This window comes from Ligilactobacillus ruminis ATCC 27782, assembly GCF_000224985.1.
GTDB lineage: Bacteria > Bacillota > Bacilli > Lactobacillales > Lactobacillaceae > Ligilactobacillus > Ligilactobacillus ruminis.
Window position 1 is genome coordinate 1,810,469 of the sequence record NC_015975.1, and the last position, 22,150, is coordinate 1,832,618.

The 22,150-nt window shown below is 45.0% G+C and carries 15 protein-coding genes and 1 pseudogene; 4 read left to right on the top strand and 12 right to left on the bottom strand.

What is annotated here, in order from left to right; translation table 11 throughout:
• Window positions 1-57 precede the first annotated feature (57 nt).
• The 7 genes and pseudogenes from LRC_RS09065 to LRC_RS09095 all read right to left on the bottom strand — a co-directional run.
• Window positions 58-321: pseudogene (locus LRC_RS09065) on the bottom strand (zinc ribbon domain-containing protein); the annotation flags it as partial.
• 237 nt (window positions 322-558) lie between these two features.
• Complete coding sequence (locus LRC_RS09070) at window positions 559-2,331, bottom strand: oligopeptide ABC transporter substrate-binding protein (protein ID WP_014074131.1); 1,773 nt, start codon at window positions 2,329-2,331, stop codon at window positions 559-561.
• 70 nt (window positions 2,332-2,401) lie between these two features.
• Entirely contained in the window at window positions 2,402-3,337 is a 936-nt protein-coding gene (locus LRC_RS09075; RefSeq protein ID WP_003692121.1) for an ABC transporter permease, read from the bottom strand.
• A gap of 19 nt (window positions 3,338-3,356) precedes the next feature.
• Complete coding sequence (gene opp4B, locus LRC_RS09080) at window positions 3,357-4,316, bottom strand: oligopeptide ABC transporter permease (RefSeq protein ID WP_014074132.1); 960 nt, start codon at window positions 4,314-4,316, stop codon at window positions 3,357-3,359.
• Between the two features lie 2 nt (window positions 4,317-4,318).
• Window positions 4,319-5,275: an ATP-binding cassette domain-containing protein gene (locus tag LRC_RS09085; protein WP_003692124.1), complete on the bottom strand. Its 957-nt coding sequence runs from the start codon at window positions 5,273-5,275 to the stop codon at window positions 4,319-4,321.
• A complete protein-coding gene (locus LRC_RS09090) occupies window positions 5,272-6,336 on the bottom strand; it encodes an ABC transporter ATP-binding protein (RefSeq protein ID WP_046922652.1) in 1,065 nt (354 codons plus the stop codon). The genes LRC_RS09085 and LRC_RS09090 overlap by 4 nt, the downstream gene beginning before the upstream one ends.
• Window positions 6,337-6,822: 486 nt before the next feature.
• On the bottom strand, window positions 6,823-7,434 hold the full coding sequence (locus tag LRC_RS09095) for a TetR/AcrR family transcriptional regulator (protein WP_014074134.1): 612 nt from the start codon (window positions 7,432-7,434) through the stop codon (window positions 6,823-6,825).
• 205 nt (window positions 7,435-7,639) lie between these two features.
• Here LRC_RS09095 and LRC_RS09100 point away from each other — a divergent pair, with 205 nt between their 5' ends.
• Window positions 7,640-11,887: a 2-hydroxyacyl-CoA dehydratase gene (locus LRC_RS09100; RefSeq protein WP_014074135.1), complete on the top strand. Its 4,248-nt coding sequence runs from the start codon at window positions 7,640-7,642 to the stop codon at window positions 11,885-11,887.
• A 258-nt stretch (window positions 11,888-12,145) separates the two neighbouring features.
• A complete protein-coding gene (locus tag LRC_RS09105; RefSeq protein ID WP_014074136.1) occupies window positions 12,146-12,346 on the top strand; it encodes a hypothetical protein in 201 nt (66 codons plus the stop codon).
• 337 nt (window positions 12,347-12,683) lie between these two features.
• Here LRC_RS09105 and LRC_RS12075 read toward each other — a convergent pair whose 3' ends face one another.
• Window positions 12,684-12,959, bottom strand: coding sequence for a hypothetical protein (locus tag LRC_RS12075; protein ID WP_046922649.1), 276 nt, complete (start codon window positions 12,957-12,959; stop codon window positions 12,684-12,686).
• Between the two features lie 46 nt (window positions 12,960-13,005).
• Window positions 13,006-13,308, bottom strand: a complete 303-nt coding sequence (locus LRC_RS12080; RefSeq protein ID WP_241531276.1) for a MerR family transcriptional regulator — start codon at window positions 13,306-13,308, stop codon at window positions 13,006-13,008.
• Between the two features lie 123 nt (window positions 13,309-13,431).
• On the opposite strand from LRC_RS12080, the gene LRC_RS12155 reads away from it, so the two are divergent.
• Together LRC_RS12155 and LRC_RS09120 are read left to right on the top strand one after the other, a co-directional pair.
• Complete coding sequence (locus LRC_RS12155; protein ID WP_167317016.1) at window positions 13,432-13,605, top strand: hypothetical protein; 174 nt, start codon at window positions 13,432-13,434, stop codon at window positions 13,603-13,605.
• A gap of 55 nt (window positions 13,606-13,660) precedes the next feature.
• Window positions 13,661-14,119 carry an MATE family efflux transporter gene (locus LRC_RS09120; RefSeq protein WP_049780082.1) on the top strand — a complete coding sequence of 153 codons (459 nt, stop codon included), beginning with the start codon at window positions 13,661-13,663 and terminating at the stop codon, window positions 14,117-14,119.
• 439 nt (window positions 14,120-14,558) lie between these two features.
• On the opposite strand, the gene glmS is transcribed toward LRC_RS09120, so the two are convergent.
• From glmS to adhE, 3 genes are all read right to left on the bottom strand, one after another.
• Window positions 14,559-16,376, bottom strand: coding sequence for a glutamine--fructose-6-phosphate transaminase (isomerizing) (glmS, locus tag LRC_RS09125; protein ID WP_014074138.1), 1,818 nt, complete (start codon window positions 16,374-16,376; stop codon window positions 14,559-14,561).
• Window positions 16,377-18,227: 1,851 nt separating this feature from the next.
• Window positions 18,228-18,932, bottom strand: coding sequence for a glucosamine-6-phosphate deaminase (gene nagB / locus LRC_RS09140; RefSeq protein WP_014074141.1), 705 nt, complete (start codon window positions 18,930-18,932; stop codon window positions 18,228-18,230).
• Window positions 18,933-19,155: 223 nt separating this feature from the next.
• Window positions 19,156-21,852, bottom strand: a complete 2,697-nt coding sequence (adhE, locus tag LRC_RS09145; RefSeq protein ID WP_014074142.1) for a bifunctional acetaldehyde-CoA/alcohol dehydrogenase — start codon at window positions 21,850-21,852, stop codon at window positions 19,156-19,158.
• Between the last annotated feature and the right edge of the window lie 298 nt (window positions 21,853-22,150).

Below are 22,150 nucleotides of genomic sequence, written 5' to 3' on the forward strand. Positions count from 1 at the left end.
TAATGACAGTGACCGTCTCTTGCAGCTTAAGGACGTAGCCCGCCCCTTTTGATTTTCTTATATCAATGACAATAAATTCATGACCGCATTTTCATCTCTGTCCATGATGGCACCGCATTCATAACAAACGTATTCGTTATACTTGGTTTTATGTTTCATGTTGCCGTCAAGACTGATTTTATCGTCACCAGTCTTGACGAATCCGCATCGAGAACAACGTTGCGTGCTTGGATAGAATTTGTCGGCTAAAAATAATTCTCTGCCGTACCATTGGCATTTATAAGCTAAAACCTGTCTGAAACAGCCAAACAACGACCGCTTTCACTACCTATCAAAGGATTATCGACTTGCTTTTTGCTATATAATTCCATGCAATTCTGTCTTTTTCTACAAATTAATTAACAGTTAAGTTGCTCCAGTTATATATTTGACTTTCAATAAAAGACAACACAAATTAATTATATAACACTTTAAGCTTGTTTTTTTCAAATTTTGTCTAAAAAATGCAACAAAAAAAGGCTCGGAATCAAATTCCAAACCTTTTCGCATTTTATGAAACTACTTTGTAAGAGAAACGTTTTCCCAAAGCGTGTATCCCTTGGACGTCTGTTCCGTGAAGCCCTTGACATTGTTCTTGACAGGTACGGAATCATAGTAATCTTGCAAAGGAACAACGTAGGCTTGTTCGTTCATCCATGCTTGCCATTCCTTGAACTGCTTTACGCGCCACTTGTGGTCCGTAACTGCTTTTTGAGAATCGATGTTCTTCAAATATTGAGTATTCTTCTTGGAAACGAAGCGCGTCATGTTGAACGGAGCTGCTTCACTGTAAAGGTCTGCAGGAGAAGGTTCTGATGAAAGAGACCATGCGCCGAAGAAGACGTCGATATCCTTGGAATCGGCTTGAACCTTGTCATAGAAGTTGTTGAAGTCAAGCAGGCGACCGTTCGTAAGCTTGCAGCGAAGACCGACTTTCTTCCAGCATTGGATGTAATTCTTCATGATAGCTTCTTGGTTTGCGCTGCCAGACATTGCGGCAACGTTGATCGTAAGCTTCTTGCCGTCCGGAGTCTTGCGGTAGCCGTCCTTGCCCTTCTTGTAGCCGGCCTTGTCGAGCAGCTTATTTGCTTTGTCAACGTCTTGAGGGAAGCCTTTAAGTTCCGTATTCTTGTATTCCTTGAAGGCGCCAGGAATCAAGGAGGTTGCACGCGTCTTCAAACCATAACCGAACTTGTCTGAAACTTGTTGCACGTTCATTGCGTATGCCATTGCCTGACGCAATGATTTGTTGTTCATCTTGGCATTCTTGTTTTCGACGTTTACGCCCTTCTTGCTGTCGAACTTGCCGACCTTGAAGCCCATGTAGCTGTATGCAAGTTTAGGCTTGCCGACCATCGTGTAGCCCTTTGGCTTCTTGTTGTCACCGTAAACAGACGTTGGTTCATCAAACATGATGTCATACTTCTTTGACTTCAAAGCAGCCCCTGCAGTTGCTGAGGAAACCGTTTGAATCGTGATCTTATCCAATGATGGCTTCTTGCCCCAGTAATATGGATTAGGAACAAATTCTGCGGATTCACCGGAAACAATCTTGTTGAACTTGTATGGACCAAACGTTACAGGGTTCTTGCGCACTTGGTCACAGGATTCGATCTTGTCGAACGGAACGTCCTTCAAGTATTCGTATGGTTCAGCACTTTCCCAGATATAACCGGAACCTGACGTCCGCATGCCTGGCGTCATCTGCTTGAAGTGAAGCACAACGGTGTGTTCATCCTTCATTTCAATTCCGGAAATCGTGTCAGCTTTGCCTTTGTGGTATTCTTCCATGCCTTTGATGTTCTTCAAAGAATCAGTATAGCGAACGCCGCTGGCTTTTGGATTGGCGATGATTTCGTATGCGAATTCAACGTCTTTTGAAGTCAAAGGCTTGCCGTTTGACCACTTGACCTTCTTGTTGATCTTGATCGTAGCCGTCTTGGCCTTATCGTTAAAGGAAATATCTGCAGCACCGCCTTTAATGAACTTATAGTTGTCATCACATTTAAACAAAGACTGCAAAGCAAATTGGCCAACTTCAGAATCATAATTATCCTGTGAAAGCTCGGGTGCAAAAATCCCCTTGAAAGCAGAATCGGAAACCATTCCGATTTTTAAAGTGCCGCCCTTGACGCTAGCTTTCTTGTTGTTGTACGCAATCGGCAACGAAGCCTTTTGAGTGCTGCTGCTGTTGCTACCCTCTTTGCTGCTGTTATTTCCGCAACCAGCAAGTGTAAGTGCCGAAAGGGACAAACCTGCCGCTGCACCTACGAAAACTTTTTTGGTATTCATAAAGAAACCCCCTAGTATTGAATTGGTATGATATTTTAAAAAGTTTATACCCTAAATTAAAACAGAAAAATTAACCCAGACGCTGACGCGCATCGGCTGCGCGTCGCAAAACGTTGCCGACATAGCTGATGCCGACACAGATTACTAAAATCAATAATGCAGCCGGAAGCCAAACCCATGGCCTCAAGGTCAAAACGGACGGATCGTTAGCATATCCGACCAGCGTCCCAAGACTTGGAACACTGTCCGGGAACCCAAAACCAAGGTACGTCAGCGAAACTTCAATCCCGATATTGCCGGCAAGCATCAAAGTTGCGTCAACGATGATGATTGAACTCAGATTTGGCAACAGCTCTTTTAAAATAATCTTCAAATCGCTGCTGCCCGAAGTCTTTGAAGCACTGATATAGTCTTTTTTTGATTCTGACAATGCCTTGGACCGAATCAAACGTGCCGTTCCGACCCAGTAAAAAGCCGACATGATTAAAACGAACGACCACATCGTATATTTTGGAATAATCGTAACGATGACGATGATAATCATCAATGTCGGCAAAACCATCATAAAATCAAGAAAACGCATCATGATATTGTCAACTTTTCCGCCATAGTAACCGGCGACAAGTCCAAAAACAGTTCCGATTACTTCAATCAAGACCGTAATCGCAATCCCGATCAGAAGCGAGTTCCTCGCTCCGAGAATCAGCATCTTGAACACGTCGCGGCCGCCTTCGTCACCGCCGAGCAACATTCCGTCAGCGCCAGGATGGTTGTATTGCTTGAAGATGTCAACCGTCATAACCTTGTCCGTATTGAGGAACAAAGCTCCAATAAAAATCCCTAGAAACAAAATAATCAGTAAAATCAATGCGCCTAATGCACCACGGTCTTTGGCAAATTCACGGGCCAAAACTTTCAAACCGGATGCTTCTTCATTCTTTTTTTGAATATTTTCAACGACTTCTTGTCCGCTGTATGCTTTTTCCGTTGTCTTTTTCTTAAACATCGACCTTCGCTCCCTTCAATTACTCGATTCTGACACGCGGATCAACGATACTTAAAATAATATCCGAAAGGAGCGTTCCGATTAAGTTAAGTATCCCGAACAAAAGAACCAATGCGGTAATAACCGAGTAATCACGGTTCGTCAGCGAGTTAATGAACAACAATCCCATCCCAGGATAAGAGAAGACGGTTTCAATAAAAATCGATCCGCCAAGCAGGCCGGTAATCGAATATCCAGCAAATGCCGCAATCGGAAGCAGCGAATTGCGCAAGATATGTCGATTGAAGACGGTCTTTTCAGGAACACCCTTGGCACGGGCCGTTTTCACGTAATCCTGCGTCTTCGAATCGATGATTTCGCTTCGCAGATACTGACAGGTACTTGTAGTTGAGATGAGCGCCGCAAGCAAAGCTGGCAAAATCATGTGATATATTCGACTCATAACGTAGCCAAAGCCGCTGCCTGCTCCAATGGAAACGGAACCTGATGTCGGAAAAATACCCAAAACGTAGCCAAAAAGCCACAGGCCAAGCAAGTAAAATACGAAACCTGGAATTGCATACGAAATATAGTTATACAATTGAATCACGCGGTCAGACTTGCTGTTTTCAAAACGGCCAGCGATAATCCCTAAAGGAATCGCAAACAAATAGCTCAAAACAACAATGACAAGAGACAACCATAACGTATTGCCTGCACGAGATGCAATCAAGTCGGCAACCGGTGTCTTGAATTGGTAAGAAACGCCCAAGTCGCCATGGAACAGGTTCGTAATCCAGCGACCGTACTGAACGTACCACGGATCATAAAGTCCGGCTTGAACCTTCAATTCATGAATTCTGGCAGGAGATGTCTGAGGCGTGATGGAACCCGTAAACGGATCACCCGGCATCATTTTGGCTAAAACAAACACGAATACGCTCAAAATGATTATTTCGGGTATCATGATCAGAACACGACGCAAAACTGTTTTCCACATAATTACTTCTCCTCCCCTGCGTCCGGCAACGCAACCCAGTGCGTTTCGGATATTTGACGAAGGTCATAAACCTTACCGTCCTTGTCATACCACTTGTCCTGATTTTCGGTAAATTCTTTTTCGACTTGTTTGCGGTATGCGCGGTGCTCATCACGATGTTCAACGTCGACTTGCGGAATGGCTGCAAGCAAACGCTTGGTGTAGATATGCTGAGGATGATTATAAATATCATCTCTTGAACCGATTTCGACAAACTTGCCGCGATGCATGATTGCAAGATTGTCGCACATGTGATAAACGACCCCGAGGTCATGAGAAATAAACATATAACTGATGCCCAAATCTTTTTGAATCTTCTTCATATAGTTCAAAACCTGAGCCTGAACCGACAGATCCAACGCAGAAACGGGTTCATCGGCAATAATCAGCTTCGGGTTGGAAGCAACTGCTCGCGCAACACCGATGCGCTGCCGCTGACCGCCGGAAAATTGGTGCGGAAACTTGTACATTGCTTCTTCCTCCAAACCGACGATGTTAAGTAACTCTGCAACGCGAGCCTTGACCTGATCTTCGGTGAAATCTTCGAAATTTCTGATCGGCTCAGCGATGATGTCCAAAATCTTTTTTCTGGGATTCAAACTTGAAAGAGAATCTTGGAAAATCATTTGAACGTCTTTGTTATATTTATGTTTTTTGCGATTCTTTCGTTTAGTCACGTCATAGCCGTCATAAATAATCTGACCGTGCGTTGCTTTTTCCAAACCGACGATCGTTTTGCCGATCGTTGATTTGCCGGAACCGGATTCACCGATGATTCCGTAGCTTTGACCTGCCTTAATCGTAAAGTTTACGCCGTCAACGGCATAAACGTAATCCGTGATCCGATTAAAGAACCCTGAGCGAATTGGATAATGGACGCAGAGATCTTTAATCGTGATTAAATCTTTTGACTCACTCATTGTTCATCCACCTGCTCTTCGTCCGGAAATTTGAAATTCTTATAGCACGTGCAACGTACTTCATGTCCTGGTTCAACTTCATGCATGACAGGATCTTCTTCATGTTCTGATACCGGAATCCATGAAACGCGGGGTGCAAATCGGCATCCTTTTTGCGGCATGTTCTTCAAAGAAGGAACCATGCCGTCAATCACGTAAAGATCATCGTTTTCACTGTCAGCCTGAGGCATTGAACGAAGAAGCGAACGAGTATATGGATGTTTCGGATTTTCAAAAATCTGTTTTGTTGATCCGACTTCGACGATCTGTCCGGCATACATCACGGCAACGCGATCGGCCGTTTCGGCAACGACGCCCAAATCGTGCGTGATCAAGATTACGCCGGCATGCTTTTCTTCTTGAATGTCGCGAAGCAAATCAAGAATCTGCGCCTGAATCGTAACATCCAGCGCCGTAGTCGGTTCGTCAGCGATAATGACGTCCGGCTTGCAGGCAATGGCAATCGCGATGATCACGCGTTGGCGCATCCCTCCGGAAAGCTCATGCGGATACATCTTGGCAACGCGTTCCGGCTTCGGAATCCCGACCTGATCAAGCAGTTCGATTACGCGAGCCCGCTTTTCTTCTTCAGACATCGTCGTATGGAAATCCAGATTTTCTTTAATCTGGTCTCCAATCCGCATCAACGGATTCAAAGCTGCCAACGGATCCTGGAAAATCATGCCCATGTCGTTTCCACGAAGAGCATTCATCTCATCCGCGCTCATTCCGACAAGTTCATGATCTTTAATCGAAATCGAACCGTCTTCTTTGACGACTCTTTGGTGATAAACAATGCTTCCGCTGATCTCAGTCGAACTCATATTGTGCAGACCAATCACGCTAGTGGCAAGAGTACTCTTGCCGCAACCTGATTCGCCGACAATAGCGAGAATCTCATCAGGATAGAGATCAAGCGAGACATCTGTGATCGCATTATAGAACTGACCGTTTACTTTAAAGGCAGTATCTACATGCTGAATCGTTAACAAGGAATTTTCACTCACTATAACAAACCCCATTTATTAAATGATTATTAAAATTCTTATTGTCATTATATGCTATTTTTCAAAATTTTCAAATACTTTTTTTGAAAAAAGGCCGTCTGCAAACTTCAAGGCATTATTATTTATTCATAAATAGTCTTTGTGAGCGTTATTTTTGCATAAATATACCATTAAGAGATTTCAAACGTGCCCTAGCAATTGTCATGAATCAAGAAAACACGTTGTAACACAAACATTCCTTATTTACGATTGATTATACGTCATTTTTTAACGTATATTCAAAAATATTCATGAATTATTTTTTGTGTTTTGTTGCTGGCCAAAGCTTCTTCTTCAAAAAGATTGCAGCTATTTCAAAAATAGTATCATATTTTTCAGTGCTAGTATAAGTTGTTTTTCACTTATTACATTAAATGTTACTTTATCATTTTAATAAAATGGGCAATTTACATACTTTTCAGCAGCAAACGTTTTTTTCTTATAATTAAAACCGGTCGTGCTTCAGATCACCTTGACATCGCAAACCTGCAGTCCTGCGCTGGAAATGATTTTCATCAAAAGTCGTGCCATCTTTTCCGCAGACATGCTGCAATTCGTATCGATCCACCATTTCAAAGAACTCATAAAGGTCGTCACGATATAAAGGATGATAAAGTCCATCGGAATAACGTCCTCACCGTCTTTGACGCGCATCCTGCTGAAGATGTTCGAAAAATGTTCCGTCAAGAAATTTCTAAAACAATCAGCCATGACGAAATTATTCTGTCCCTCGAGTGCCATAACGTAAAAAGCCCGATTTTTGGCAACCATCTTAAAAATCTTGGTTAAAATCTTCACCAGACGCTCTTTCCTAATAATGCATCCCTCTTCTAAAATATCGCTTTCAATATTTTTAAACATCGGTGTCAGGGCATAAGAAAAAACCTGATCCAACACGTCCTGCTTATCCTTGAAGTGATTATAAAACGTCGATCGATTGATCATTGCTCTGTCAGAAATATCCTGAACCGTAATCGAATTATAGTCTTTTTCCTGAATCAGATTGATAAATGCAGTAAAAATCAGCTTCTTCGTTCTGATTACTCGCAAATCTTCTTTTTTTGTTTTTCTCATATTATATGTACCTCTTGTAGGATCAAAAAATCCGTAAAATCAGCAACATATTTTTACGATATGTTGTTTAAAATACAATGTCGCTGATTTTGAGCATTGAATTTCATTCGATTTGATATAAAATTAACTATGTTTAGTATAATCAACAAGTGTTGCATATTCAACACTGCTTGTTTATTTCGGAGTTTTATCAAGGAGATTTTTTATGGAGCCAAAATCATTAAGAGGCGGCATTGACGTCGGGTCAACAACCGTCAAAGTCGTTATCATGGATGAAAACAATGATTCTGTCTACCAAACCTATCAGCGCCATTTCTCTGACGTCAAAAAAGCCAGTGAAAAAGTTTTGCGCGAGGCAGCAGAAGCGGTTGGTTTGAATACGCCGATTTCATTTACGATTACCGGCTCAGGCGGCATGGGCTTGGCCGACGTCTTGAACCTCAAATTCATCCAGGAAGTTATCGCCTGCACCAAAACGGTCGAAGTCATTTGTCCGCAAACCGACGTTGCCATTGAACTTGGCGGCGAAGATGCCAAAATCACGTTTTTCGGCGCATCGCTTGAACAAAAAATGAACGGATCGTGTGCCGGCGGAACCGGTGCCTTCATTGATCAGATGGCAAGTCTGCTGAAAACCGATGCCAATGGTCTGAACGAACTGGCAAAAGGATATACGCACATTTATCCGATTGCCTCGCGCTGCGGCGTTTTTGCCAAAACTGACATTCAGCCGCTGATCAACGATGGCGCGCGTCAAGAAGACCTCGCTGCTTCGATTTTTCAGGCTGTCGTCAATCAGACGATTGCAGGTCTTGCATCCGGCCATAAGATTCAGGGCAACGTTGCTTTTTTGGGCGGTCCGCTTTACTTCATGAGCGAACTTCGTCAAAGATTCATCGAGACGCTGCATCTTAAAGAAGAAAACGTCGTCTTTCCTGAAAATCCGCAGCTCTTCGTGGCCAAGGGCGCTGCATTTTACGCAGGCGAAGAAGAACCGACGACCATCGCAAAACTGCTTGACTCGCTCGCCCACATCGGTTCTGCTCTTCAACCGACAAAATCTCTCGATCCTCTCTTTAACAACGAAGAAGAGCTGAAAGAATTTCGCGATCGCCATGCCAAAGCCAAAGTTGACTTTCGTCCGATTGAAACATATTGCGGCAACGCTTATCTGGGAATCGATGCCGGTTCGACGACGACCAAAATCGTTTTGATGAGCGAAGACAAGAAAATTCTTTATACGTGGTACGGCAACAATGACGGTGATCCTCTTCAAAAGACGATTGATATTTTGACGGAAATGTACAAGCATCTTCCGGAAAACGTCACGATTGCCAAAGCATGCACGACCGGATACGGTGAACATCTGATCAAAAGCGCTTTGAAAGCCGATCTCGGAGAAGTCGAAACGGTCGCTCACTATAAGGCAGCACACTACTTCCAGCCAAACGTCGATTTTATTTTGGACATCGGCGGACAAGACATGAAAGCCATGCACGTTAAAAACGGTGCGCTTTCAACGATTCAATTAAACGAAGCATGCTCATCCGGATGCGGTTCCTTCATTGAAACGTTCGCGCAGTCGCTTAAATACGACGTCAAGGACTTCGCCAAAGCAGCCTTGCTCGCTGAAAATCCGGCCGATCTCGGCTCTCGCTGCACCGTTTTCATGCAGTCGCGCGTCAAGCAGGCTCAAAAAGAGGGCGCCTCTGTCGGTGACATTTCTGCCGGACTTTCAATGTCCGTCATCAAAAACGCCTTGTTCAAAGTCATCAAGGCCCACTCCGCCGAAGACCTCGGTCAGCACATCGTTTGCCAAGGCGGAACTTTCTACAACGAAGCCGTTTTGCGCTCATTTGAAAAGCTTAGCGGTCAAAACGTCATCAGGCCAAACATTGCCGGCTTGATGGGGGCTTACGGCGCTGCTCTGATTGCCGAAGAACACTCAAAACCAGGCGACGTTTCAACGATCATGACGACGGAAGAAATGGCAGGTTTGACTTGCGACAAGACGTTTGAACACTGCGGTCGCTGCGAAAACAACTGTCTGTTGACCATCACGCACTTCAATGACGGTCGCAGCTTCATTACGGGCAACCGCTGCGAAAAAGGTCTGCGGATCAAACTTGCTCCAAAAGATCAGCGCGTCAACCTTGTTAAAGAAAAATATCATAAGCTCTTCTCGTACCGTCCGTTAAGAAAGAAGCTCGCAACGCGCGGCACGATCGGAATTCCGCGCGTGCTCAACATGTACGAAAACTATCCTCTTTGGGCAACGTTCTTTAAAGAACTCGGCATCAGAGCCGAAATTTCAACCCGTTCATCAGAAGAGATGTATGAATCAGGGATTGAAACGATTCCGTCGGATACGGCATGCTACCCTGCCAAAATGGTTCATGGACACATTCAATGGCTGATCGACAAGGGTTTTAAGACTATTTTCTATCCTTGCGTCGTTTACGAACGTCAAGAAGCAAAGGCTGCCAACAACCACTTCAACTGCCCGATCGTCCAATCTTATCCTGACGTCATTCGCATGAACGTCGATGAAATTCGCAACGGCCAGTTCGACTACAGGAATCCGTTCCTGAATCTGGCAGATTTTTCATCAACCGCAAAGAACCTCTACGAAACATTCAAAGATTTCGGCGTGACGCAAAAAGAAGTCGAAGATGCCTTGAGCGCTGGATTTAAAGAAATGGACAACTTTAAACGCTGGATCCAAAATCGTGGTGAAGACACGTTGATGATGATGCGTCAAAACGGTCAGCACGGGGTCGTTTTGGCCGGACGTCCGTACCACCTCGATCCGCAAATCAACCGCGGAATTTCGCAGATCATCTGTGCAGAAGGGTTCAACGTTTTGACAGAAGACAGTATTTCGCACATGGGCAACGTCGAAGGACTGCGCATCGTCAACCAATGGACTTATCACTCGCGCTTGTTTGCAGCCGCAAGAGTTGCCGCAAAGATTCCTGAACTGGAATTCGTTCAGCTTAATTCTTTTGGCTGCGGCATCGATGCCATTACGACCGATCAAGTCGAAGAAATTCTTTCACGCTACAATCGTTTGTACACCGTGCTCAAGATCGACGAAGGAACGAACATCGGCGCAATTCGCATCCGAATCCGTTCGCTCAAAGCGGCCGTTTTGGAACGCGACGAACGCCACATCATTCCGGAAAAGCTTTACGACCTTGAACGTCCGAAGCAGTTTACGAAGGACATGCGCAAAAAGCATACCTTGCTGATGCCGATGCTTTCGCCGATTCACCAATCAAATCTGGTTGACGTTGCGTTAAGAGCATCCGGCTACAACGTTGTCAACTTGCCGGTTGAAAGACGGCATTCGGTTGACGAAGGAATCAAGTACGTCAACAATGATGCGTGCTACCCTGCAATCATCACGATCGGACAAATGATCGAAGCACTGAAGAGCGGCAAATACGACCTCGACAACGTTTCCGTCATGATGACACAGACAGGCGGCGGATGTCGTGCGACAAACTACATTCCTTTGATCAGAAAAGCACTCAAGGATGCCGGTTTCCCGCAGGTTCCGGTCATCTCGATGTCGCTTAACGCCAAGGGCACCGAAAAGTCACCGGGCTTCAAACTGACGCTTCCGCTTGTCAAGCGCGTTGCTTTGGCCTTCCTTTACGGAGACCTGTTCGAGCGCGTCGTATATCGCACGAGGCCTTATGAAACGGAAGAAGGAGCAGTTGATGCCCTTCACAAAGAATGGCTTGACAGAATTCAGCCTAACGTCAAAAACGGCAGTTTCCACGAATTTAAGCGCAACGTTGCAAAAATCGTCGAAGATTTCGACAACATTCCGTTGACCGCTGAAAAGAAGCCGCGCGTTGCCATCGTCGGCGAAATTCTCGTCAAATATTCACCGATTGCAAACAACAATATCGTTCGCGTGCTTGAAAACGAAGGTGCAGAAGTCGTTTGTCCGGACATCGTCGGATTCATGAACTACTCTCTTTACAACCAGGTTTACAAATATAACCATCTTGGCGGCTCCAAGAAGAACAAGGTTTTGGCCGAGCTGGCCATCAAGTTGATCCGCCTTTGCGAAAAGCCGATGAACGAAGCACTGAAAAATTCCGAGCGTTTCGATGGCATCGAAGCCATCGAACAAATCGCAGACGGTGCCCAGGATATTTTAAGTCTGGGCAATCAGACCGGTGAAGGCTGGTTCCTTACCGGCGAAATGGTCGAAAGCCTGCAAAACGGCGTCAACAACATCGTCTGCATGCAGCCGTTCGGATGCTTGCCAAACCACGTTGTCGGCAAGGGCGTCGTCAAAGAGCTTCGTTCCAAGTACCCGATGGCAAACATTGCTTTGGTTGATTACGACCCGAGTCTGTCATTCGTCAACCAGCTCAACCGGATCCGGTTGATGTTGGCAACGGCCAAGAAAAACATGACTGAAATCGTTAAATAATCTGATTGTCGCTCGTCGTCGATCAGGCAAAAAATATCGCTGGATTTTTTCTTTAATGCCCCTTACCGTCGAAGTCTTAAATCAGGCTTTGACGGTAAGGGGCATTTTTTAAATTTCATTTTGACGAAAATGATTTCTGAATCTGCTACAAACCCTTCATTTTATATCACCTTTAGTTCAAAAAGTCACAAAAATATTCCCAATTTCTTCAAAAACGTGATAAAATGACAATATAATTATTTGGGGGTTTAAGAACGGATGAAATTTGCTGAGATTTGGTTAACAGGTTTAACATGGTTCTTGTGGATTCTTTTTGCAATGTTTCTGATCAGCAACATGTGGGGATGGGCTGCGTTTTATTTCGTAATCGCATCAGTTGCTTGCAACATTGATCCAAAGAGCGAAGACAAAGCTGAAACAACTGCCGAAGAGGCGATTGCCACAACGGAATTGCAATAAAGAAGAGGCGAAAAAATGTTTTCCTCTTGAATTGCATTAAATGTCGAACAAAGTCGGACGCAAGTCGGCTGCTTTTGTTCGGCATTTTTCGATTTTGATACATATTTTGCCAAATGCTGCGCCTGATGAATCATCGCACCAAGCTCTCAGCCAATTTGTCGCCAAATTATTTCGGGATATTTCCGTCACGGAAGGCAATCGTCCTGCATACGCAAAAAACCGGATCCAATTTGCAATTGAATGCAAAGCATCCGATTTTTTAATTTGAAACATAATTTTTTTCAATTTGAGACAATTTTTTCTCATCTTGCTAAGCAGAACGCCAAAAGCCTTGATTTCAGGCACCGATTTTTTGCAAAAGCTTGATAACGCGTTTTCCGTTTGCTTCCGGAATCGTATTGGCATAATCTTCATGATAAATAAAGCCCGATCCGCCGAACTTTTGAAAGGCAGCCGCAGTTTCAGCCAGATTTTCAAGCATCCGTCCGTCTTCCAACGTTTGGAACATGCAAACGTACTCGCCCGCTTCTTTTATGAATTCGCCGGCATCGTCGCGATAAAAAATCGCTGCAGGCTTAAGTTTTTCTTCATCAATTATGACTCCGTACTGCATCCCGAGCTCAATCGAGTTGACGACGAAGTGTTTTTTTAGTTTTTGATCAATGATTCCGTATCGCTTCGTTTGTTTCGAAAAAGACCGTCCCTGCGCCGATTTTTATAAATTCGTTAATGCGCTTGATAAAAAAATCAAGTTCGCATTTCCGTTTTTCCAACAGTTTCATTTTTTCATCCAAAGCCAGGCGTTTTTCTCGCATGAATTCAGCCTGTTCAACAAGCACGTCCTTTCTGAAAAAACTCTGGATCTCATCAAGCGATGCCCCCAATTCCTGAAGCATCTTAATCGTTGCCATCTTGTCGCACTGCATGACGTCATAGAAGCGATAGCCGTTTTTGGGGCGCAAACGAACTGGCCGCAGTCGGAAATGCCGCCAACGTCATCATGGTTTTTTGGCTATTTCCGGCGGTCTTGAGATGGCCGTTGAAATCATCATTTCGCAGCTTATCGGACAAAAAATCAGGACTCTTTGGCACAAACGACGCGAACGGTGCTGGCTTTTGACGGCATATGCGGCATCATCGTCGCCATTTTGGGCATCTTCTGTTTGCCCGCTGTATTTCGCCTGATCAGCGTCCCGGACAACCTGATGCGCTACGCTTTGATTTACGGCAGAATCTATTTTTCTGATTCACGTCTATGACGGAGGCCGTGCAATTCTGACCGCTGCAGAAGATACGAAAAAAAGCTTTTATCTGATGCTGACGACGACTGTTATAAATCTTATTTTTAATTTGCTTTTTATTGTCGGACTCAAGCTCGGCGTGGCCGGATCCGCCATGGGTACCATTTTGGCCCAGCTCATCGGTGCGCTTTTGACTCTCAAGCTTTTGGAAGACAAATTTCATTTTGCAAAATACAGCGGCAGAATTTTCAATGCAAAACAAATCAAAAACGTTCTTCATATCGCTTTGCCGGCGACTTTCCAGCAGTTCGTCGTAACGTTTGGCGGCGTATTCATTCAAAGTCTCGTCAATCCGTTCGGACGAGAAGTCATCATCGGCTACGTCGCAATTCTTCGCATCATGAACTTTTTCAGAATCGTTTGGGTGGGACTGGCACAAACCTTGACCGTTTACGGGGCCCAGCTCATTTCGGCCAGACAGTTTTCAGGCTTCAAAAAGTCAATCGCAAACTCGGCATCACGATCGTCCTGATTACCCACGAGATGCAGGTCGTCAAATCGATCTGCAAGAACGTGGCCGTGATGGACTCAGGCAAAATCATTGAAGCAGGTCCTGTTTCCGAAGTTTTCATTCAAAGACCGCTCTTTCTAAAGATTTCATTGAAAGCTCAACAAACGTTGGTATCGCCATTGAGCGAATCCTCAAGCGGTTTAACGATTGGAGCGAAATCAGACACCTGCTTTACCTGAAATTTGCCGGAGACAACATTTCTCGCATCTCAAAAGAAATTCATGAATACGTCGGCAAAAAGTTCGATCATACGAAAGTCGAGGTCAAAAAGCCGGTTTCTTATTTGAAATAAAAAACAGATATGAAAAAGAGCGTCTTTTCCGAATCATCAATTAGGAAAAAACGCTCTTTTTATTATTTAGAAATTCGTTAAGGCAAAGTATATTTTGAAAAAACGTTTTTACTCTACCGTCACGCTCTTTGCGAGGTTGCGAGGCTTGTCGACGTCATATCCGCGCTGTTTGCTCGTATAGTATGCGAGCAGCTGAGCCGGCACGATCGAAACCAGCGGCGTCAGCAACGGATGAACATCCGGCAACACGATTTGATCCCCTGCATTTGACAGAGATCGTGAAACGATCGTGATGACGTTTGCCCCGCGAGCAATCACTTCCTGAACGTTGCTTCTCGTGTGCGCTGCGGTTTTTTCGTCAGTAATGATTGCAATCACCGGAGTACCTTCTTCAATCAAAGCAATCGTACCGTGCTTAAGTTCACCGGACGCAAAACCTTCAGTTTGGACATAGGAAACTTCCTTGAGCTTGAGCGCCGCTTCAATTGCCGTATCATAGTCGATTGAACGTCCGATGTAAAATGCATTGCGCGTCGTCTTGAGATTTTTTTCAGCCAGTTCTTCGATCTCATGCTTTTCGTCAACCATCGTTTGCATCGCGTTTGCAACTTTGGCAAGTTCCAAATGAATGTCAAAATCTTTGGCAGCCTCAATTCCGCGCTCTTCACCCAGTTTCTTGGCCAAAATCGCTTCGACTGCAATTTGGGCCGTATATGCCTTTGTCGAAGCAACGGCAATCTCCGGACCGGCATGCAAAAGCAGCGTATAGCTTGCTTCGCGCGACAAGGTTGAGTTCGGAACGTTCGTAATCGTCAGGCTCGGGTAACCCATCTCATTCGTTTGAACAAGGACCTGACGGCTGTCGGCCGTTTCGCCGCTTTGCGTCAGATAGATGAAGAAGGGTTTTTCGGAAAGAAGAGGCATATTGTAGCCGAACTCTGACGAAACGTGTACTTCCGTCGGAATCTTAGCCAGCTTTTCGAACAATTCGTGACCAACAAGTCCCGCATGATAGCTCGTGCCTGCAGCAACGATGTAGATGCGGTCGCTTGCTTCGATTGCCTTCAGCAAGTCGGCTTCAATTTTGATATTGCCGTTTTCATCGAAATATTCCGTTGCAAGTTTGCGCATGACGGCTGGTTGCTCATCAATTTCTTTCAACATATAATGCTCATAAGCGCCTTTTTCAGAAGCACTTGCATCTTGATCGACGTAAAAAGGCTTTCGTTCAATCTTTTTGCCGTTCTTGTCTTCAATTTCGATGCTGTCCGGCTTGACGACGACAACGTCTCCGTCCGTCAACTCAATGAACTCGTGCGTTTCCTTAAGCATTGCCATCGAATCAGAGCAAACCGCATTGAAACCTTCGCCAACGCCGATCAACAACGGACTTTTTGATTTTGCGACATACAAGGTTTCGGGATCTTCTCGATCCATCAGCAAAAATGCGTACGAAGAAGACTCGTCAAGTACGCTGATCGTCTTTTTGAAAGCTTCCTTCGTTTCAAGTCCTTCGTTTGAAAAATGTTCAACCATCTGAACGATGACCTCAGTATCCGTTTCGCTTGCAAAATGCACGTCCGACAGATACTTCGCCCTTAATTCCTTAAAATTGCCGATGACGCCGTTGTGGACGAGATAAAAGCGTCCATTTTCCGAAATGTGCGGATGCGCATTCGTTTCACTCGGAACTCCATGCGTAGCCCAACGCGTGTGTCCGATGCCGGCAGTTCCCTTTACGTCAGCCGTTACTTTGTCCTTTAAATCAGCGATGCGTCCTTTGACCTTAACGAGAAAATCATTTCCGTTGCCGTTGTTTACATAGATGCCTGCCGAATCATAACCGCGATATTCAAGTTTTTCCAAGCCGTTGATCAAAATTTCAACCGCATTGTCCTTGCCTGTAATTCCAACAATTCCACACATTTTAAGTTTCCATCCTTTTGTCTTTTTCTTTAGATTGGTTGTTATCATTTAAAATTGGTATATTCCATTATTTTTCTCGGAAACCCAATCAGCATGTATAATATACCGCTTCTATAAAATGATGTCAACAAAAACATCAAAATTGGTACAGGTATAGACCAATAATTGTGATGAAACATATGCACCCTTTTGTTGCTGCATTATTTCCTTAAATATACTTATGATAAGTGTTATACGCACTAAATCTTTCGATGCAACGTGCTTTTGGTAAAATCCAGGGTGTCCGATGGCAATCGACTTCTTGAATTTGGAAAAATCGCTGCAGCATATTTACCGTTTAAGGGCAAATTCCGGGAATCGACATTTTGTCTCATAATCGACGACTGGCATTTACGGGCTAATCTTCAAAAACGACATTTTGCCCGTAATCACTCCTTGTTGCTCGGAGGGGTTGAAAAAATGTTCTACCGCCGCATTCAAATTTGAGGTGCGCGGAAACAAAAGTAGACAAAAAACGGGATGAATGCCTCATTTTTGTCTACCGGACTCTCCAAAATCGGGGGGCGCTGCTTCGAAAGTAGAACAAAATATCCAAAATTTTGAAAAATGTTCTACCGCTACCTCCAAATTCGGCCCGCGCGGTTCCGAAAGTAGAACAAAATCTCAAAAAATTGAAAAAATGTTCTACCGCCGACTCCAAATTCGGCCCGCGCGGCTCCGAAAGTAGAACAAAATATCAAAAAATTGAAAAAATGTTCTACCGCTGACTCCAAATTCAGCTCGCGCGGCTCCGAAAGTAGAACAAAATATCCAAAATTTTGAAAAATGTTCTACTCGGTTACCTTCGTCAAAGCAGTGTGGACTAAAATTACGGGCAAATCTCAGAAATCAACGTTTTGCCCATAATCGAAGTCAGATGCAGTGATTGAGCAGGTGATGCGCAGCACTGCATTTGGCAAAATCATTGTCATTTACGGACACATCGATGAAAATGGACGCTTTGTCCGTAAATGGACTGTCCCAAAAATGGCGATTACGGACAAAATGGTCAAAAATGGCCGTTTGTCCGTAAATCTTCAGACGTTTCGGACCCGGTTTTACGGACAAATGCTCCAAAAAGCCGGCTTTGTCCGTAAATCCGAGTGAAATCTTGGGGCGCTGCCCAAAAAAGAAAAAATTCGCGCCATCACGGCACGAATTTTAATCAATATTCAGTTGCGGCTGGTCTTCACACCTTGCATAATCGGGTTCCAGCTCGCATTCCCCCTATCGCAAGCAAGGACTCCTTGGACGAGACGAGCTCGCCTTCGGTCGTCCAAAGCTTGCGTACGGGCTCATGACCGCTCGCTTCCACACCTTGTTTTGGACCGGGTTCCAACTCGCATTCCCCCTATCGCAAGCAGGACTCCCTGGACGAGACGAGCTCGCCTTCGGTCGCCCAAAGCTTGCGTACGGGCTCATGACCGCTCGCTTCCACACCTTGTTCTAATCAGGTTCCAGCTCGCATTCCCCCTATCGCAAGCAAGGACTCCCTGGACGAGACGAGCTCGCCTTCGGTCGCCCAAAGCTTGCGTACGGGGTCATGACCGCTCGCTTCCACACCTTGTCCTAATCGGGTTCCAGCTCGCATTCCCCCTATCGCAAGCAAGGACTCCCTGGACGAGACGAGCTCGCCTTCGGTCGCCCAAAGCTTGCGTACGGGGTCATGACCGCTCGCTTCCACTCCCTGTCATAATCGGGTTCCAGCTCGCATTCCCCCTATCGCAAGCAAGGACTCCCTGGACGAGACGAGCTCGCCTTCGGTCGCCCAAAGCTTGCGTACGGGGTCATGACCGCTCGGCTCCACACCTTTTACCTTAACAAGCTCGCCGCATCCTCATCCACGATAACAATCGCATCATCATGAGTTTGCAGAACGCTTGCAGGAACTTCTTCGGTCGGTTCTCCTTCAACCATTTTCTTGATTGCATCCGCCTTATCCTTGCCGTATGCCTCAAGCAAAACGGTCTTTGCCTGCATGATTTCGCCGATTCCCATCGAATATGCATACTTCGGAACGTCATTTTCGTTTTCGAAGTAGCGCGCATTTGCTGCAATCGTCGATTCCGTCAAGCGAATCTTTTGCGTCCTGCCGTCAAAAGCAGACCCCGGCTCATTAAACCCGATGTGTCCGTTGCGACCGATTCCAAGCAGCTGCAAGTCAACCGGATTTTCTGCGATAATCCTGCTGTAGCGTTCACATTCGACTTTTGCATCATCATTTTGGCCGTCAGGAAGATATGAATGAGCGAACGGCTTCTTTTCAAACAGATGCTTTTTCATGTAATAATGGTAGCTTTGTGGATTATCAGCCGGTAAGCCGACATATTCGTCAAGGTTTATTGAAATGCAGTTCGAAAAATCGAGGTCACTATCGCATAATTCCTGATAGGTCGTTTCAGGCGTGCCACCAGTTGCCAGGCCAAAAACGGTTGCTCCTTCGTCAAGTTTTTTCTTAAAAATTTCAAACGCTTTCTTTCCGCCTTCTGCTGCATTTTTAACAATAATAACTTTCATTTTGAATTCCTCCTCGAAAAAACTGTCACGCCCATATTGGTATAGACCAATTATATACCATAACTTCGAAACTTGCAACAGCTTTCATAACATCTTCAAAAATTGCACTCTCATCGCGAAGAAAACGGGTTAATCACACTTTATTTTTTAATAACGCGGAACGTAAAAAAAGAACCGAGCAAAACTCGGTCCTTTCAAGGAAGTATTTATATGGAAATTATCTTTAGAATTGATCAATCAACAACTGGCGAATCTCTTCCAAGCTTGGTTGGCGAGGGTTTGCCGTCGTGCATTGATCGTTGTAAACCAAATCGCACAATTTGTCCAAAGCGCCGTCAAAGGCTTCTTTAGTAACCCCGTTTGCCGAAAGCTTAGGCTTTACGCCAACGGCTTTCATCAGTTCTTCAATCTTGTTGCACAATGATTCGACCAAATCAGCATCTGTTCTGCCCTTCAATCCAAGCGCACGCGCAATGTCTGCATAATCCTTTTGAGCACGATAAACTTCGTAGCGTGGGAACGGTGTTCTCTTGACTTTGCCAGATACACCGTTGAAACGAATCACGTGCTGCATCGCAATCGAAATCGCAAGACCGTGAGGAAGTCCGAATTCGCCGCCAGTCTTGTGAGCAAGCGAGTGATTGATGCCAAGGAAAGCATTTGCGAAGGCCATGCCGCCAAGAGTAGCCGCATAGTGCATGTTTTCGCGAGCAGTTTCGCCTTCAAGCGTAGGATTCTTAGGGTCATAATTGTAGGATTTTTCAAGGTTTTCAAATACGAGCTTGATTGCCTGAAGCGACCATGGGCGCGTGAAGTCTGAAGCCATTACGGAAACGTATGACTCAAGCGCATGTGACAGTGTATCGAGACCTGACCATGCAACTGTTCTCTTCGGAACCGTCATGACAAATTCAGGGTCGACGATTGCAACCTGAGGCGTCATTTCGTAGTCGGTCAACGGATACTTAACGTGCGTGTTGTCATCCGTAATAACCGCATACGGCGTAACTTCGGAACCGGTACCTGAAGTTGTCGGGATGCAGAAAAGTTTCGTGTGCGTGCCGTGATGGAACTTGACGATTCTCTTGCGGATATCAACGAATTTTTGCTGCAGACGAGTGAACAGTTCGCTGACTTTCTCGTAGCTTTCAAGGAAGCCAGGTTCTTGTTCAAGAGAGTATTCATAGATGTAGCGCGCAATCTTGGCAGCATCCATTGCGGAACCGCCACCGATGGCAATAACGGTATCCGGTTGGAATTCTTCCATCTGGCGTGCGATTTCCATCGTCTGTCCCAACGTCGGATCAGGATGAACAGTTCCGTAAAGGGATGTCTCTACCGGATTTTCGCGTGCTTCAAGCTCATCGTAAACCTTGTCAACGAAGCCGAATTTAACCATTCCAGGATCGGCAACGATCATTGCGCGATCAATGTGCTCCGTTTCGTCCGTCAAGTATGACAAGGCATTCTTTTCGTAGTAGATTTTTTCTGGCAAACGAACCCATTGAGGACGATTGCGACGTTTTGCGACCGTCTTGACATTCAACAGGTCTGAAGTTGATAAGTTGTGTGACAATGAATTCTTCCCCCATGAACCGGTTCCAAGCGTCAAAGATGGACGTAACGCATCCGTATAGATGTCGCCAATACCACCGATTGAATCCGGTTGATTTACCAAGATGCGAGCAGCCTTTGTCTTGTCGGCAAATTCGTTTAAGAACGGATCTGCCTGAGAACCAATCTGAATGGCCGCATTGTGACCAGCGCCTTGGTAGTCGAGCAGTGCGGCAACGATCTTGATGCCGTCTTCTCTGTCTTTTGCCTTATAAACCGAAAGGAGCGGAGAAAGCTTTTCTGATGAGAGCTTTTCGCCGATGTTCTTCGAATCGAGTTCAAACATGATGACGTCTTTTCCTTCAGGCAAATCAATGCCGGCATTTTCGGCAATCCAACGAGCGGGCTTGCCGGCAACCGGTCCGTTGACGCCGTGCTTGTCATTGAAGACGAAATCAGCCAGCTTCTCGTAGTCTTTTCTAGGCAGCAAGTATGCACCCTTTTCTTCCATCTTCTTCATCCAATCCTTGTAAACAGGTGCTTCGATGACGACCGAATTTTCGGTTGCACAAATCATCCCGTTGTCGAAACGCTTGGACAAAAGCAAGTCTTCAACCGCACGGTCAAGATGAGCCGTATGATCAACGAAAACTGCACCGTTGCCGGCGCCAACACCCATTGACGGGTTGCCCGACTTGAGTGCGGCATTGACCATTCCGGGACCGCCCGTTGCAAGAATCGATGCGATCTTTCTGTTTTGAATAAGCGCCGTCGTATTTTCAATTGACGGAGTCTCGACCCATTGAATGATGTTTTTCGGAGCTCCGGCTTCAACGGCTGCTTCATAAACGATTTGTGCAGCATGAACGGAACATTTTTGAGCCTGCGGATGGAAAGCAAAGACAATCGCATTTCTCGTCTTAAGCGCCATCAGAGATTTGAACATTGCCGTCGACGTCGGATTCGTCGTTGGGACGATGCCGGCTAAAACGCCAAGCGGTGCGGCAATTTGAACTTCTCCTTTGATTTTGTCTTCAGCGATGATTCCAACGGTTTTTTCATCCTTGATTGCGTTATAGATGTTTTCGGTTGCAAAACGATTCTTGGTATCCTTATCTTCAACGACGCCGCGATTTGTTTCCTCAACCGCTTCATGAGCAAGCATCAAAGCCGCCTCAGAACCAGCAAGCGCGGCTGCAGCAACGATTTTGTCAACTTGATCCTGCGTAAAATGCGCATATTCGCTTTCAGCAGCTGCTGCTTTATCAACGAGGGTATCGGTATACTTGCGAGCAGCTTCCATTCGTGCTGCTTTTTCTTCTTCAGTCAAAACTTTTTTCTTTGGCTTCGTAGCTTCTTTTTCCATTTATAATACCTCCCAAAAATCACTGGTTACACTTTCAGCATGTATGCAAGATTTTTGCAATGTGAAAAACTTCACTAATTATAATATATCTTTATGAGAGCGATTTCAAGCCTTTTTGGCAACTTTTTACAATTTTTTTATCGGCGCTTTTTGGCATAATCTCAACACCTTAGATTATATAAGCATTTTTAAATGTTATTTATATTGATTGTAATCGTAAAAAAACTTTGATCAATCACATTCCAATTGTGCAAAATTCACAAAAAAGCATGAAAAATGAATACTGTATTTGCCATAA